The sequence below is a fragment of the Buttiauxella selenatireducens genome (assembly GCF_031432975.1).
Taxonomy (GTDB): Bacteria; Pseudomonadota; Gammaproteobacteria; order Enterobacterales; family Enterobacteriaceae; genus Buttiauxella; species Buttiauxella selenatireducens.
Genome location: NZ_CP133838.1, coordinates 1,188,608 through 1,204,957 on the forward strand (window position 1 = coordinate 1,188,608; position 16,350 = coordinate 1,204,957).

At 50.5% G+C, this 16,350-nt stretch carries 15 protein-coding genes; 14 read left to right on the forward strand and 1 reads right to left on the reverse strand.

What is annotated here, in order from left to right; genetic code table 11:
- The first annotated feature begins 14 nt into the window (after positions 1-14).
- The 10 genes from RHD99_RS05535 to RHD99_RS05580 all read left to right on the forward strand — a co-directional run bounded on the left by RHD99_RS05535 (position 15) and on the right by RHD99_RS05580 (position 10,950).
- Positions 15-362, forward strand: coding sequence for a phage tail protein (locus RHD99_RS05535; protein WP_309877835.1), 348 nt, complete (start codon positions 15-17; stop codon positions 360-362).
- Positions 359-1,108 carry a phage minor tail protein L gene (locus RHD99_RS05540; RefSeq protein WP_309877836.1) on the forward strand — a complete coding sequence of 250 codons (750 nt, stop codon included), beginning with the start codon at positions 359-361 and terminating at the stop codon, positions 1,106-1,108. Before RHD99_RS05535 ends, RHD99_RS05540 begins: the two co-directional genes overlap by 4 nt.
- A gap of 2 nt (positions 1,109-1,110) precedes the next feature.
- Positions 1,111-1,818, forward strand: coding sequence for a C40 family peptidase (locus RHD99_RS05545; protein WP_309877837.1), 708 nt, complete (start codon positions 1,111-1,113; stop codon positions 1,816-1,818).
- Entirely contained in the window at positions 1,815-2,417 is a 603-nt protein-coding gene (locus RHD99_RS05550; RefSeq protein WP_309877838.1) for a tail assembly protein, read from the forward strand. The genes RHD99_RS05545 and RHD99_RS05550 overlap by 4 nt, the downstream gene beginning before the upstream one ends.
- 53 nt (positions 2,418-2,470) lie before the next feature.
- Positions 2,471-7,357 (forward strand): TipJ family phage tail tip protein, encoded by a 4,887-nt coding sequence (gene gpJ, locus RHD99_RS05555; RefSeq protein ID WP_309877839.1) that lies wholly within the window; start codon positions 2,471-2,473, stop codon positions 7,355-7,357.
- A gap of 59 nt (positions 7,358-7,416) precedes the next feature.
- Positions 7,417-9,027: a phage head spike fiber domain-containing protein gene (locus RHD99_RS05560; protein WP_309877840.1), complete on the forward strand. Its 1,611-nt coding sequence runs from the start codon at positions 7,417-7,419 to the stop codon at positions 9,025-9,027.
- Positions 9,027-9,308: a hypothetical protein gene (locus RHD99_RS05565; RefSeq protein WP_309877841.1), complete on the forward strand. Its 282-nt coding sequence runs from the start codon at positions 9,027-9,029 to the stop codon at positions 9,306-9,308. The genes RHD99_RS05560 and RHD99_RS05565 overlap by 1 nt, the downstream gene beginning before the upstream one ends.
- A 10-nt stretch (positions 9,309-9,318) precedes the next feature.
- On the forward strand, positions 9,319-10,230 hold the full coding sequence (locus RHD99_RS05570) for a phage tail fiber protein (protein WP_309877842.1): 912 nt from the start codon (positions 9,319-9,321) through the stop codon (positions 10,228-10,230).
- Positions 10,231-10,384: 154 nt separating this feature from the next.
- Complete coding sequence (locus RHD99_RS05575) at positions 10,385-10,624, forward strand: DNA polymerase V (RefSeq protein ID WP_309877843.1); 240 nt, start codon at positions 10,385-10,387, stop codon at positions 10,622-10,624.
- Positions 10,625-10,626: 2 nt separating this feature from the next.
- Positions 10,627-10,950 (forward strand): LexA family transcriptional regulator, encoded by a 324-nt coding sequence (locus RHD99_RS05580; RefSeq protein WP_309877844.1) that lies wholly within the window; start codon positions 10,627-10,629, stop codon positions 10,948-10,950.
- On the opposite strand, the gene RHD99_RS05585 is transcribed toward RHD99_RS05580, so the two are convergent.
- On the reverse strand, positions 10,951-11,634 hold the full coding sequence (locus RHD99_RS05585) for an SOS response-associated peptidase family protein (RefSeq protein ID WP_309877845.1): 684 nt from the start codon (positions 11,632-11,634) through the stop codon (positions 10,951-10,953).
- 165 nt (positions 11,635-11,799) lie between these two features.
- Here RHD99_RS05585 and lepA point away from each other — a divergent pair, with 165 nt between their 5' ends.
- From lepA to era, 4 genes are all read left to right on the forward strand, one after another.
- Complete coding sequence (gene lepA / locus RHD99_RS05590) at positions 11,800-13,599, forward strand: translation elongation factor 4 (protein WP_183270231.1); 1,800 nt, start codon at positions 11,800-11,802, stop codon at positions 13,597-13,599.
- Positions 13,600-13,613: 14 nt separating this feature from the next.
- Positions 13,614-14,588 carry a signal peptidase I gene (gene lepB / locus RHD99_RS05595; protein WP_183270230.1) on the forward strand — a complete coding sequence of 325 codons (975 nt, stop codon included), beginning with the start codon at positions 13,614-13,616 and terminating at the stop codon, positions 14,586-14,588.
- 169 nt (positions 14,589-14,757) lie between these two features.
- Positions 14,758-15,438, forward strand: coding sequence for a ribonuclease III (gene rnc, locus RHD99_RS05600; protein WP_034459305.1), 681 nt, complete (start codon positions 14,758-14,760; stop codon positions 15,436-15,438).
- Positions 15,438-16,346, forward strand: coding sequence for a GTPase Era (gene era / locus RHD99_RS05605; RefSeq protein WP_183270229.1), 909 nt, complete (start codon positions 15,438-15,440; stop codon positions 16,344-16,346). The genes rnc and era overlap by 1 nt, the downstream gene beginning before the upstream one ends.
- The last annotated feature ends 4 nt before the right edge of the window (positions 16,347-16,350 follow it).

Here is a 16,350-nt window from a genome sequence, read left to right on the forward strand (position 1 = left end):
ATCTATGAGGGGTTATGACAGTCGAAACTTTCAACTGGCCAATTCAGACAGCCACACAACCAACTCTCGACGTAAAAGACAGAATCCGCAAAGCGCAATTTGGCGATGGCTATGAGCAGGTAACGGGCGATGGACTGAATCCTTCGCAATTATCATTCCCATATTCTTTCACCGGTCCTTCAATGCGAGCGATGGAAATCTATAACTTCCTTTCACGACATAAAACAAAGGCTTTTATTTTCACTCCACCCTATGGAGAGAAGGGGCTTTATCGGGTCGCAGCTGATTCATTAAAGAGAGCCGTGAAAGGAAAAACTTTGCTAATCGTGACTGCGACGTTTGAACAGGCATTTGCACCATGATTAATAATGACGTTCAGAAACTTGAACCCGGCAATAAAATACGCCTGGTTGAAATTGATGGCTCGACCTTTGGTTCGGGCCATCTTTATTTTCACGCCAACACAATTCCTCACACCCCTGCTGAAATTGATGCAGCTGGTGGTGATGAAAACAAACTACCTGCGAAATCCGTCTGGTTCGGCGGTCAGGAATTTAGCGCCTGGCCTTTCGAAATCACAGGCCTGGAATCCTCCAGTGACGGACAAACGGCAGAGCCCTCGCTGAAAGTAGCAAACCTTGATGGTGTGGTGACTGCTTTGTGTCTGCGATTTGATGATATGGCGCAGGCTAAAGTCACCGTTCTTGATACTTTCACTCATTATCTTGATGCGAAAAACTTCCCGAACGGTAACGCGACCGCTGATCCGCAACAGGTGAAAAAGCAGACCTGGTATATCGATTCCAAGACCAGTGAAGATGATGAGATTGTTGAGTTTCGATTGTCCAGCCCGATGGATTTGCAGGGGCTACTGATCCCAACAAGACAAATCACAGCAATTTGCACATGGGCGTGCCGCAATAAATATCGCTCCGGTGATGGTTGTTCTTACAACGGTTCTGCGATGTTTGATCTCAAAGGTAACGCAGTGTCTGACCCATCTCAGGATAAGTGTTCTGGTTTGATGGTCGATTGTAAAAAACGGTTCGGGGCTGACAATCCACTCGACTTTGGCGGCTTTCCTGGTGCCAGCCTGTTACGGAGGTAACCATGCTTGATAAAACGCTGAATGACATTCTCTCCCACGCTGCCATCGAGTATCCGCAGGAATGCTGTGGTCTGGTTATTCAGAAGGGGCGGGTGGAGCGCTACGTTCCCTGCAGGAACATCACCGCGGTACCCACTGAACAATTTGAGCTCTGTCCGGAGGACTACGTGGCGGCAGAAGATAGGGGAACCATCACTGCCATTGTGCACAGTCATCCGGGGGATGGTGCAACAACACAACCAAGCGAACTGGATATGCTGCAGTGTGATGCACATGGTATCCCGTGGATTATTGCTTCATGGCCGGAAGGGGATATCCGCACTATATACCCACGTGGTGAGCGACAACTTGAAGGCCGCGGTTTCGTTCTGGGTCATGCTGATTGCTGGTCACTGATTATGGACTGGCACAAACAGCAAGGTATTGAACTTAGAAATTACAGCGTAGACCGACCCTGGTGGGAGTCTGGAGACGAAAATCTTTATCTCGATAACTGGTACGCCGAAGGCTTTCGCGAAGTTGATACACCCCGGCAAGGCGACATGGTGTTGATGCAAGTTTCCGCACCGGTAGTCAATCATGCCGGTATTCTCCTTGAAAATAACCAGCTTCTTCATCATCTCTACGGGCAACTGTCCTGTAAAACTCCCTACGGTGGTTACTGGCGAGAGCGCACTGCTCTGATTGTCCGGCATAAGGATTTACCATGAATCAGTATAAAACTATCTTGCTTAGCGGAAGTCTGGCAGCGATGTTTGGTCGCAAACACCGGTTGGTTATCGATACGCCAGCAGAAGCGTGCCGTGCTTTGTCAGTCACGATTCCCGGATTTGAAGCGTTCATGCAAAACGCTCATCTCAAAGGGCTTCGCTTTGCCGTTTTCAAAGGTAAGCACAACATTACGAAAGAAGAGCTGAAGCATAACAGCGGTGATGACGTTATCCGTATTGTTCCGGTGATTGCCGGGAGTAAACGAGCTGGCGTGCTCCAGACTATTCTCGGGGCTGTGATGGTTGTGGCTGGCATTGTTGTTGGTGTTGTGGCCGGTTGGACGGGAGTGGGAGGTGTCGCTGCTTCAGGGATGATTAAATTCGGTGCAGCCATGATGATCGGTGGTGTAGTGCAGATGCTTTCACCACAGGCAAAAGGGCTCGCTTCACGTCAGGATCCGGACAATATGCCGTCGTATGCTTTCGGTGGTCCGGTTAACACCGTCGCCATGGGGAATCCAATTGGCGTGGCATATGGTCTTCGTGAACGTGGCGGGGCCATTATCTCTGCCGGGATTTACACCGACGATTATCAGTAACACTCTCCTTTCTCTACAGGGGCGCTCAGGCGGCCCTTTTTTGTGGGCGCAATATGGCAAATATCCAGGGACGCAAAGGTGGTGGCAATAACGCGTCGTCACCAAAAGAGTCGCCTGACTCGCTTCACTCCGTCGCAACGGCAAAAATCCTTCTGGCGTTAAGTGAAGGGGAGTGTGCTGGTGGGCTTACCGATAAAGATATCTATCTTGATGGCACTCCCGTTCGTGCACAGGACGGCACCCTAAACTTTCCGGGGGTGACATGGGAATACCGTTCCGGTACCCAGGCGCAGGAATATATTCAGGGTATTCCATCGGTTGAAAATGAAATCTCGATCAACACGCCGCTGAAACAATCCCAGCCATGGACCCGCGCCATCAGCAACATCCAGCTCTCCGCGTTGCGTATTCGCCTGGGGCTACCTGCACTGCAAAAACAGAAAGACAATGGTGACGTGGTCGGCTCACGGGTTGAGTACAAAATTGAGCTGGCCACCGATGGCGGCGCATACCAGATCGTTGTGAATGGTGCGTTCGATGGCAAGACCACGTCGCTGTATGAGCGTTCTCACCGCATTGACCTGCCAAAGTCCACGACTGGCTGGCAGGTTCGCGTCACGCGTATCACCGCTGACTCCGTCTCTAACCGCGTGGCTGATGCCACCAATATTGAAGCGTACTCAGAAGTCATCGATGCCAAACTGCGCTACCCGAATACCGAGCTTTTGTTCGTCACTTTTGATGCAAAACAGTTCAGCAACATTCCACAAATCAGCGTTAAAGCACCTGGTCGACTGATTCGCGTACCGACGACTTACGATCCGGTTCAGCGTACTTACAGTGGTACCTGGGATGGCGCGTTCAAATGGGCATATTCCAACAATCCTGCCTGGGTGTTTTACGATACGGTTCTGAATCCCCGCTTTGGTCTGGGTGACAGACTGGATGCCACGCAGATCGATAAATGGGAGCTGTACCGCATTGCGCAGTATTGCGATCAGCTTGTTCCCGACGGTCTTGGTGGCAGTGGTACCGAACCACGTTTCCTCTGCGATGTATACATTCAGAGCCAGAATGAAGCCTTCAATGTGCTGCGCGATCTGGCCAGTATTTTCAGAGGGATGACGTACTGGGCAAACAATCAGCTTTTCGCCCTGGCTGACCAGCCCCGTGATATGACCTATGTGTTTACGCGTGCCAATGTCATCGGCGGTAAGTTTGTCTATGCCGGTGGCAGCGAACGTAATCGCTACTCCACTGCCATGGTGTCCTGGTCGAATCCCGATAATCATTATGCCGATGAAGTGGAAGCGGTCGTTGAGCAGGATCTGGTGCGCCGTTATGGTGTACGGCAGACGGAAATTACCGCCATTGGGTGTGTGCGCCGCACCGAAGCAAATCGCCGTGGCCGCTGGGCTTTACTGACTAATGCGAAAGACCGTCTGGTGACCTTCTCCACAGGGCTGGAGGGGATGCTTCCCTTGCCGGGACATATCATCGGCGTGGCTGATCAGAGTCTGTCCGGGAAAGTGATGGGTGGGCGTATCAGTGCGGTGAATGGGCGCGTCATTACTCTCGATCGCGTTGCGGATGTGATAGCCGGTAACCGTCTGTTGATTAACCTGCCTTCAGGCATCTCCCAGGCGCGTACGGTTCAGTCTGTTAATAACAAAGTCATTACTGTGACCACGGCATACAGCGAAACACCGGAAGTGCAGGCGGTGTGGTCTGTGGATGCCGATGATTTATTTGTTCAGCAGTATCGAGTCACCGGTATTACTGACAATGACGACGGCACGTTTACCATCGCGGCCATTAACCACAACCCGGATAAATATGCCGCAATTGATACAGGAGCGCGGTTAGACGAGCGCCCGATATCTGCAATTCCGCCTGGCGTGCAGGCACCGCCCGCAAGCGTAGCCATTTCCAGTTACAGCCGGGTCGTTCAGAACATTAGTGTCGAAACGATGCGGGTGACATGGGATTCGGTACCGAACGCCATCGCGTATGAATGTGAATGGCGCAAAGATAACGGCGACTGGGTGAATGCACCGCGTACCAGTTCACTGGGGTTTGAAGTGCAGGGTATCTATGCCGGGCGCTATACCGCCAGGATCCGCGCTATCAATTCCAGTGACATTTCCTCTGTGTGGACTTCATCACTTGAAATTGAACTGACGGGCAAGGTTGGACAGCCTCCTATGCCACAGAATTTCCGCACCTCGCCGCTGTTATGGGGTGTGCAGATTGACTGGGATTTTCCGGCTGATACCGCCGATACGCTGCAAACTGAGGTTCAGTATTCGACGACCGCAACGGGCGTTAGCCCGATGCTGCTCACGGATGTGCCGTACCCGCAGCATATGTATACCCAGATGGGGCTGAAAGCCGGACAGGGATTCTGGTACCGCGCAAGACTGACAGACCGCATTGGTAACCAGTCTGCATGGACGACGTGGATCGCCGGTAGTTCTTCTTCTGAGGCGGGCGATTACCTGGTTGATATCGACAACCAATTGCAGCAAACCGATTCGTACAAAAACCTCGTTAAAGAAATCACTGATCTGAGCGGGGATGTTCAGACGGCACAGGACGATATCGATGCTGTGACTACTGAGTCAGCCACCACAAAAGCAGGTCTGGCGCAGGAAGTTACTGACCGTACCAAAGCCATTTCGGATGAGGCTACCGCACGTGGACAGGCATTGCTCACTGAGAAGAATGAACGCGTTGCGGACATCAGCAACGTCAATCAGTCGATTCAGACCAGTACCGATTCTCTGGCACAACAAATCGCTCAGGTTTCAGCGGGGACCGGTTCGCAGTTTGACCCACTGAAAATCTGGTATTTCGATACTAACGCTGACGGCTGGAAAACGGGAGCAGGTACCGACCCGGTGTTTAACAATGGCTGGATCAAAAGTACCGATACAGCGCTGGTTTCCCCGGCAGTCGCAGTCAGTGGTAGCTCTTATCGCTTTGTGAAATTGCGGATCCGTAAAACCGGAAACCAGACGAGTGCAACCTTCAAACTTGAATGGCGTGAGGGCGCCGAAACGGGCTTCCCGCATCATGTTGATATTGCACCGCCGGTATTTGATTCGGGCGGAATTTCGACTGTTGAAATCGCTGATATTGCGTGGGGTACGGATGTTAAACAGTTCCGCATTGTTTCCAGCGTGGCACCGAGTCCAACGGATTACATTGAGGCAGACTGGATTGCGGTGGGGCGTCCGACTCCGGGCGCGGGCATGGCGGCGTTGCAACAGGAATCGACAGCACGGGTGACGGGTGATCAGGCTGAAGCCACGGCGCGTGAAACGCTGGCCACACAGGTTCGCGGTGGTTATACCGGCGATGATCCGTCAAAACTGGCATCGGGCCTGCTGTACACCGAGCGTCAGGCTCGCATTACCGCGCAGGAAGCTGAAGTTACTGAGCGTAAAAAGCTCGAATCAACGGTGAACAGCAACCATGCTTCCGTTACGCAGGAACTGGGGACGCTAACGACAGAGCAAAGTGCGCAGGCCAGCACACTGTCGGGGCTGCAGACTTCTGTTGGCAAGAACACCGCCGATATTACAGTGATCACCAAAGCAGTCACTGACAATGACCACGCACAGACCACAGCACTCAATGCCGTTAAGGCTACTACTGATAAAAATACCTCAGATCTCAGTACCGAAACGACGGCCAGAACGGATGCAGACAGCGCGCTTGGTCGTCGCATTGATACGTTAAAGCTTGATGTGGACGGCAACACGGCGAGTGGGGAAAGTGGCATTGTTGCCAATGTTACCAACGCACTGGCTGCCTTCACATCTTTCTCCGTTCAGCGAGTGACCTTCGCCGATGGTGAAACGAAAACGCTGGCTGAAATTAATGATGTCCGGAAGACAGCTGCTGATGCGAATAGTGCACTCGCCGAGCAGGTCACCACACTCAAAGCCACGGTAGAGCATAACGGGGAAGTCAACACCGCAGCCATTACGCGTATTGATAAGGCTGTATCGGATCTGTCCAGCTCAACAGCGACAAGCATTGAACAGGTCACCGCGTCTATCGGAAAGACCAATGCCAATGTGCAGACAACCAGTCAGGCTGTTGCGGATATCAATGGCAAACTGAGTGCGCAGTGGGGTGTGAAAGTCCAGACGGAAGCCAACGGTGTGAAACGTATTGCGGGTATCCAGCTGGGCATCGATGCAACCGGTTCGTCAAACTTCCTCGTTTCGGCTGATACCTTCGCGGTTTACAACCCTTCCAGTGGTGGGCAGGACATCGTGTTTGCTGCAACAGGTGGGCAGTTGTTTATCCGGGATGCCTTCATTCAGAACGGAAGCATTTCAGACGCCAAAATCGGCAACGTCATTAAGTCCTATAACTGGGATTCTTCTGGCGGGGCACAGGGCTGGGCGATAGTGAAGGATGGCTGGGCTACGTTTAATAACGTCACTGTTCGTGGCACGGTTTACGCCACTGACGGCTGGTTCCAGGGGACAGTCTACGCTGGGAAGATTGAAGGTGATATCGGTGATTTTATCATTGGCCAGAACGAAACGCGTGATGAGTCTGGTGGTATCGGGAAGTCGATGTCTGGCACGTTGTTCAGTGTCCGACAGCAGGTTTTTCCCACCAAAGTGGCTCTTATCAGCTCCGGTAGCATTTATGCGATCGTGATGGGTTTATCTGCCAGCAGTGGTGGAGGCGATACGTACATGCGCATCCTGTTTAACGGTGCGGAAGTATGGCGCATGAATGGGGTTGGTACCGCGCAAGTGAGAGCCTTATCACTCAATGTCCCTGCCGGGTCAGGAGTTATGGCTCTGACCTATGAAATCAGGCATGGCGGTGGTGGTTCAGGGAGTGTCAGAACCACGATTGATGCCAATTACCATGTTTTTTTACAACGCAATGCGGGCTCGCTTTCACGTTAAATCACGCACTCAAATTAACCCGCTTCGGCGGGTTTTTCATTTCATGGTGGATACGAAATATGGCAACAGTTGATGACGATTTAGCAAAGGCGGTGACGGAAGCTTTCCGCCAGGCGCGCATCGATATCAGTAACCAGGACAAACTGCTCACCGGTCCGGATGATGTTGAAATCGAGCTGGCAAACGGGCAAAAGAAAACAGGACCAAGCTGGCCTAAGCTTGTGAAGTTAGCCACTGATGCCGATCTTCCTGCATTTACTACTGTGGCGGCACAGGTGCACTCCGACGCCACACAAGTGGCAGCTGATAAAGTCACCGCTGGTGCATCAAAAGATGCGGCGAAAATCAGTGAAACCAACGCCAAAACCAGCGAAACAAATTCTGCCAGTCGGGCTGCAGCGGCATTAGCCAGCCAGAACGCGGCAAAGACCAGCGAGACAAATTCAGCAGCAAGCGCCGCAAGTGCAAAAGCCGATGCTGACCGTGCCCAGCTTGCCAATCCGGATAACTGGGAAAGTGCACCCTTTCCGGATGTCTGGATCCCCTTCAATGACAGTCTGCAAATGCTGGCAGGCAATGGGCCATATGATCGCATCACCATCGGCTCCGATTACTTAGAGCTACCGTCCCGCAGCGCGACATTTACCCGTGCCAGTACAGCGACATATATCGATAAATCGGGGGTTCTTCAAACAGCAGCGATTAATGAGCCTCGATTTGAGAAGGAGGGGCTTCTAATTGAGGGGCAGAGTACTAATTTGTTGCGGACAAGCTCATTTGCCAGCTCACTCGGTACTTGGGGCGAGCCCAATGCGACGGGTAACGTCAAAACCTTTGGTCAACTGGCACCGGATAGCACGAGTACGGCGTTAAAAATGACCGTCGCAGGTGACGGGATTAATACCAGTGATGCAAATCCGATGGTGGTGGGAACTACCTACACGCTTTCATTTTGGGTAAAAAACGAATCTGACAGCGAGATCATCTTCTTTATTCGGTTTGGATCCGGGGATACCTCTGGCACTTTCGTAACTGTACAAAATACCAGCACGTGGGCACGGTATGTAGTTACAAAGGCTTTTGCTACGGGTGACTCCATATTAAGACTCTATGTAAATACAAAAGGTAAGGAGTTTTCATTATGGGGAATTCAGCTTGAAGCCCTGTCATTCGCAACCAGTTACATCCCAACAAATGGAGCAGCAGCAACACGAGCGCCGGATAATTGTAACATTCAGTCAGCTTTGAATTTACCAGCGCTGGGGATGCCTTATACCGTCACGCTTGAGTGTAATTATATGGGAATAGGCTCAGGGTTCCGTGCTCACGCTTATGGAGATCAAGTTACATATATTTATACCGATGCTACTTCAGCAAATATCCAATTCTTTAGTAACGAAAAAGTAGCGCTGCTAACCCCTGCACAGGCCACTCCAGGGAGTATGCTTGTTCGTGGGGTAATGGCCGACAGAGATAATAATAACGCCAAGTATCTGAACAATGGCAGTGTCGGCAACATGAATGGGAACATGACTAAAACGCGTGTTTATTCTCAGAATGTGGGCATTGGTAATACAGGTTCAAATAACCAACACCTCTATGGTCACATCCGCAATTTCCGCATCTGGCACCGCGCATTAACTGATGCACAACTAAAGAGCCTCCGCTGATGAAAGATATCTATCTGAAATTTCCAAGTGAAGAGCAGGCGAGGCAGGTGCTTATTCAGTTTGGTCTCGTGAAGGACGAAAGTGATGCCATTTACCATCCTGGTATTTGCATTGATGTCATCGGCACGATTTACACCACTGATGACTCGGAGGCCGAGGAACCAGAATATAAACCTGAAGCGGGCTGGCACATTAATCTGCGTATTGTTGATGACATTGATACCGCCGAATTAGCGCCATTCATAGTTACCCCAGCTACACCTGCTCGCGTCTGGGCATAGGAGAAAGATTATGGTTTTACGCAAAGACAGTATCAAACCAGCATTACCTGTCACCGCTGGTGGCACAGGCGCTGATACAGTGTCTGGGGCGCAGTCTGCCCTGGGACTTGTTCCGCAAACCGGACCAACCGACATCACATCAGGCAGAATTTTGAAAGTTGGCGCTTTTGGTCTGGGGACTCAGACGCTACAGCAGCAAGCGCTAAGTTCCTCCCTGCCAGGTGGAACGTTCCTTACAAAAGCCCTGCTGGGAGGGATTGATAATAATGCGTCAATACTTGTCGTACCGTTTAACGCGGATACGCAATACCAAATAATCTTCCCGACAATTGTTGGCGCAAAACCTCGTATACATCTCCGCCTTCAATCGGTTGATCCTCAGTATAATGGGCAATTAAGTCAGGTTTATACCGATGCCAACACGACTAAAGCAGCGGACGGCACCCTGAAGGCAGCATCCCCCGTAATCAAGGTCTTTCATGATGGACGATCGGAGTCAAACGACGAGTCAGAGGGCGTAACGGTCGTTCGTAAGGGGATCGGTGAATACTTAATTCAGGGGTGCATAGGGCTGAATGCGGATGCTGCCTGGGGCGGCATTAATGGTGGTTTCGATGTTCCTCAGGACCGCAATCGACAGCCGCTTATCTGGCTCGATTTTGAAGTTAACCCTGATGGCTCGGTTCTTGTTAAAACTTATCATCGTACGCATCCTGCCGCCCCAGCGTTCGCTCGAAATCAAGTTGATGGCGTTGCTGATGGCGATCCTATAGATATCCCTGCGGACCAGTTTATCTCTGTACGTGTGGAAATGCCCGAGGACAGTATTTATAACCAAAAGATAATGGCAACGAAAAAAGCGATGGAAGACGCTGAAAGAGCGGCAGCGGAAAAAGCCCACGAAGAATCAACCTCAGCGTAATCCTGAAAAATTTACACAACGTGTAATCCCTTCATCAGTAAAGCCCTTTCATATCTGAAGCTCAAAACGATGCCCGCCTGCCATGTCGGTTCGCTTGATCAGTTATTCAATTAGAATTACTGTATATAAATACAGTGCATTTTAAGGGGGAGTTATGCCTCGTAAATCTGATATCGAGCAGGCGTTTCGTAACGCTATCAAACATGAACAGAGTGGGCGGCGCACAGTCACCACAGTTGATTTCGTCAAGGAACTGGCGAAGCTGAACTGGTACTGGAGTCAGAGGGAAGCGAACGTGTGGATTGAATATTATGTCACGACGTTCAAAGACATCTCTGCCGTGGAAGGCGAGGGCAGAACCTTCATGTTGTACAACTCTGATGGGTGGATTTAGTCATGGGATTTCCTTCGCCAGCTGCTGATTACGTCGCCCGTCCTCTCGATCTTAATGATATCTGCGGTGTCACGCCGGGTGATTCGGTGCTTGTCACAACTGAGAATGGTTATGTTCTGCTCAGTAAAACCAGAAAACCCATGCAGGGTGACACGGTACTGATTCAGTTCTGTGGAAACTCTCAGTTCGCACGAATTCAGGGTAATGCTTTCATTACCGAAGATGGTGAGGCGATAGAGGGCGAAGCACTGGATGATGTGGTGATTATCGGCAAGGTCACGAAAACGATTTTATCGGTGCTGCAAGACGACAGGCCTGTCATCTAACTATGCCGCTGGATTGCTTATCGGTTCAATGAGTTCCGGGCTCTGGTTCTTCACATTCCCAACGGCTCGCGTTACCGGGTGCCAGGTAAATTCATCGGCTGGCACCGCAGCGTCATGAGCCAGTTCGCTGGCTTGTGCCCCAGTAGTTTCCGGATCCATCCATTCCAGTGCTGCAGCAGGTGAGAAAACTAAAGGTCTGCGGTCGTGAATATCGACCAAGCCGTGATCGGCGGCTGCCGTCACTATCAAAAATCCCTCTGCTTCATCTCCCACATCAAACGGCTGCTTGCCAATCGCGGCAAAGAACAGTGGCTTCCTGTCCTTCCGGTAGATGTAATACGGCTGCTTTTTGTCTCCTTCCTTTTTCCACTCATACCAACCATCAGCAAACACAATCGCCCGGCCATGATTCCACAGCGGCTTAAACATCCGGCTGGTGGCCGCAGTTTCTACCCTGGCATTTATCAGTGGTGCTTTGTCCCACCAACCAGGCGCGTATGACCAGATCACGGGATCGAGATGAAGGGAGTCTTCTCTGTTATTAAGGAGAAGAACTTTGGTGCCAGGCGCAACATTGAACCTGCCAATCGGTTCGGGGTCATAGGGGATACTGCTCTCGGCTTCTTCCAGAAGAAACTCGAGATAGTCGTCGCGAGATTTAACTTGAGTGAATCTTCCACACATGGACACCTCCGGTAGAACAGAAAGTATAGAACCCATATGCTGACGAGTTAGCCACTACAGTGTAATATGCACGCCAGTCGTTGATGGGGTAGTTACTGTGGAGTGTCCACCGCTGTGTCCATCAAAAAGAATTAATCCGCATAGCGAGCATAAAAAACCATATTTATGAAGAATATAAGAAACTTTTCTATTATTGCCCACATCGACCACGGCAAATCGACGCTGTCTGACCGTATTATCCAAATTTGCGGTGGCTTGTCCGATCGTGAAATGGAAGCCCAGGTTCTTGACTCCATGGATCTGGAGCGTGAACGTGGTATTACCATTAAAGCGCAAAGCGTAACGCTGGATTACAAAGCAAGCGATGGTGAAACTTATCATCTGAATTTCATCGACACCCCAGGCCACGTTGACTTCTCTTATGAAGTTTCCCGTTCTTTGGCTGCCTGTGAAGGTGCCTTGCTGGTCGTAGATGCTGGTCAGGGTGTTGAAGCTCAGACCCTGGCAAACTGCTATACCGCCATGGAAATGGATCTGGAAGTGGTTCCAGTCCTGAACAAAATTGACCTACCAGCAGCCGATCCTGAACGCGCTGCGCAGGAAATCGAAGATATCGTTGGCATTGATGCAACAGACGCTGTGCGTTGCTCGGCAAAAACTGGCTTTGGTGTAACGGATGTTCTCGAACGTCTGGTCCGTGATATCCCTGGACCTGAAGGTGATCCGGACGCGCCCCTGCAGGCACTGATCATTGACTCCTGGTTCGATAACTATCTTGGTGTTGTCTCTTTGGTGCGTATTAAAAACGGCACTATGAAGAAAGGCGATAAGATCAAGGTGATGAGTACCGGCCAGGTTTATAACGCTGACCGTCTGGGTATCTTCACGCCAAAACGTGTTGATCGTGATGTGCTGGGTTGCGGTGAAGTAGGCTGGTTGGTCTGTGCAATCAAAGACATCCTCGGTGCACCAGTGGGCGATACCTTGACCCTTTCACGTAATCCGGCAGAAAAAGCGCTGCCAGGTTTTAAAAAGGTGAAACCGCAGGTATATGCGGGTCTGTTCCCGGTAAGCTCTGACGATTACGAAAACTTCCGTGATGCGTTGGGCAAACTCAGCCTGAATGATGCGTCTTTATTCTTTGAACCAGAAAGCTCTACCGCGTTAGGCTTTGGCTTCCGCTGCGGCTTCCTGGGTCTGCTGCACATGGAAATCATTCAGGAACGTCTGGAACGTGAATACGATCTTGATCTGATTACCACAGCACCTACCGTAGTTTACGAAGTCGAAACCACCAGTGGTGAGACGATTTATGTAGATAGCCCATCCAAGCTGCCAGCATTGAATAACATTGCTGAGCTGCGTGAGCCGATTGCTGAGTGTCATATGCTGATGCCTCAGGAATATCTGGGTAGCGTTATCACGCTGTGTATCGAGAAGCGTGGCGTGCAGACCAATATGGTTTACCACGGTAACCAGGTTGCGCTGACCTATGAAATCCCAATGGCTGAAGTGGTACTCGACTTCTTCGACCGTCTGAAATCAACGTCCCGCGGGTATGCTTCCCTGGACTACAACTTCAAGCGTTTCCAGACGTCAGACATGGTGCGTGTTGATGTACTGATTAACGGCGATCGCGTTGATGCCCTGGCGTTAATTACTCACCGTGGTAATTCGCAGTTCCGTGGACGTCAGCTGGTCGAGAAGATGCAAGAATTGATCCCTCGCCAACAGTTCGACATTGCAATTCAGGCGGCGATCGGCGCACATATCATTGCGCGTTCTACTGTTAAACAGTTACGTAAAAACGTATTGGCAAAATGCTACGGCGGTGACGTAAGCCGTAAGAAAAAGCTGTTGCAGAAACAGAAAGACGGTAAAAAGCGTATGAAGCAAGTCGGCAACGTCGAACTGCCTCAGGAAGCCTTCCTCGCCATTCTGCATGTTGGCAAAGACAGCAAATAAATTAAGGAGTTGGCATGGCGAATATGTTTGCGCTAATCCTCGTGATAGCGACGCTGGTAACAGGTCTTCTATGGTGTATTGATAAATTTATCTTTGCGCCAAAGCGTCGGGAAAAACAGGCGGCAGCGCAAGCTGCCACTGGCGATGCACTTGATAGCAAAACGCTAAAAAAAGTCGCACCGAAACCAGGTTGGTTAGAAACGGGGGCATCCGTATTCCCGGTGCTCGCTATTGTCTTGATCGTGCGCTCGTTTATTTACGAACCGTTCCAGATTCCATCAGGATCAATGATGCCAACGTTATTAATTGGTGATTTTATTCTGGTGGAAAAATTTGCATACGGTATTAAAGATCCGATTTACCAGAAAACGCTAATTGAAACGGGTCATCCTAAACGTGGCGATATTGTGGTGTTCAAATATCCACAAGATCCGCGTCTTGATTACATCAAGCGTGCAGTCGGTTTGCCGGGTGATCGTGTCAGCTACGATCCTGTCGCTAAAGAAGTGACTGTTCAGCCAAATTGTAGTTCTGGCCAGGCATGTGATAACGCACTGCCAATCACTTATAGCCATGTAGAGCCAAGTGATTTTGTGCAGACTTTTGCGCGTCGTAACGGTGGTGAAGCAAACTCTGGTTTCTTCCAGTTGCCGTTGAACCAGACCAAAGAAGACGGTATCCGCCTGTCTGAGCGCAAAGAAACACTGGGTGATGTATCTCACCGCATTCTGACCGTGCCAATTGCACAGGACCAACTGGGGATGTACTACCAGCAACCTGGTCAACAACTGGCGACGTGGATAGTACCGCCGGGTCATTACTTCATGATGGGTGATAACCGCGATAACAGCGCTGATAGCCGTTACTGGGGCTTTGTTCCTGAGGCGAATCTGGTGGGTAAAGCGACTGCAATCTGGATGAGTTTTGATAAACAAGAGGGTGAATGGCCAACGGGTGTTCGTTTAAGCCGTATTGGCGGAATTCATTGATCAATTAAATCCATTCAAGTGACGACATACCTTGTCGTTGCGTATAGAATATCCCCCCGTATTAGGTTGGCTCCCGAAAGGGAGCCACGGCAAACGAAACAGCGTTGGTTCTTTTTTTCAGGTCTGTTCCGTGTGCTGAATAATTGACGCATTCATTAATTGGTATCGCATGAACCCCATCGTAATTAATAGGCTGCAGCGTAAGCTGGGCTACACTTTTGTACATCAGGATCTGTTGCAACAGGCATTAACGCATCGCAGTGCCAGCAGCAAACATAATGAGCGTCTTGAGTTTTTAGGCGACTCCATTCTTAGCTACGTTATTGCAAACGCGCTATACCATCGTTTTCCTCGAGTAGATGAAGGCGATATGAGCCGTATGCGTGCGACGCTGGTACGCGGAAATACGTTGGCAGAAATTGCCCGCGAATTTGAATTAGGCGAATGTCTGCGCCTTGGGCCGGGCGAATTGAAAAGCGGCGGTTTCCGTCGCGAATCTATTCTGGCCGATACCGTCGAAGCCTTAATTGGTGGTGTGTTCCTCGACAGCGATATCCAGAATGTTGAGCGTTTAATTCTTTCCTGGTATCAATCTCGTCTGGATGAAATTAGCCCAGGCGATAAGCAAAAAGACCCTAAGACGCGTCTGCAAGAGTATTTGCAGGGTCGCCACTTACCGCTGCCATCTTATTTGGTTGTGCAGGTTCGTGGTGAAGCGCACGATCAGGAATTTACCATTCACTGTCAGGTGAGTGGCCTGCCTGAGCCGGTGATTGGTACCGGTTCAAGCCGCCGTAAAGCGGAACAGGCTGCAGCTGAGCAGGCGCTTATCAAGCTGGAGCTGGAATAATGAGCGAAGAACAAACCTTTTGCGGATTCGTGGCCATCGTTGGTCGCCCAAATGTCGGCAAATCCACGCTGCTAAACCAGTTGCTTGGGCAAAAAATCTCTATCACTTCTCGTAAAGCGCAGACCACTCGTCACCGCATTATGGGTATCCATACCGAAGGCCCGTATCAGGCGATTTACGTTGATACCCCAGGGCTGCATATGGAAGAAAAGCGTGCTATCAACCGTTTGATGAACAAAGCGGCCAGCAGTTCTATCGGTGACGTTGAGCTGGTTATCTTTGTGGTTGAAGGGACTAAGTGGACCGCAGATGATGAGATGGTGCTCAACAAGCTGCGTGACGCTCGTGCGCCGGTTATTCTGGCGGTCAACAAAGTTGATAACGTCCAGGATAAAGGCGTTTTGCTGCCACATCTACAGTTCCTTGGCAGCCAGATGAACTTCCTCGATATCGTACCGATCTCTGCTGAAAACGGTATGAACGTGGACACTATTGCCAGCATCGTTCGTAAACGTCTGCCAGAAGCGACCCATCACTTCCCGGAAGATTACATCACCGACCGTTCACAGCGCTTTATGGCATCTGAAATCATCCGTGAAAAACTGATGCGTTTCCTCGGTGCTGAACTGCCGTATTCTGTGACTGTTGAAATCGAGCAGTTCGTGTCTAACGCCCGTGGCGGTTATGACATTAACGGCCTGATTCTGGTCGAACGCGAAGGCCAGAAGAAGATGGTGATTGGCAACAAAGGCGCCAAGATCAAAACCATCGGTATCGAAGCACGTAAAGATATGGAAGAGATGTTCGAAGCCAAAATCCACCTTGAACTGTGGGTTAAGGTGAAATCCGGATGGGCAGATGACGAGCGCGCGCTGCGTAGCCTGGGTTACACCGACGATTTGAAATAAGAAA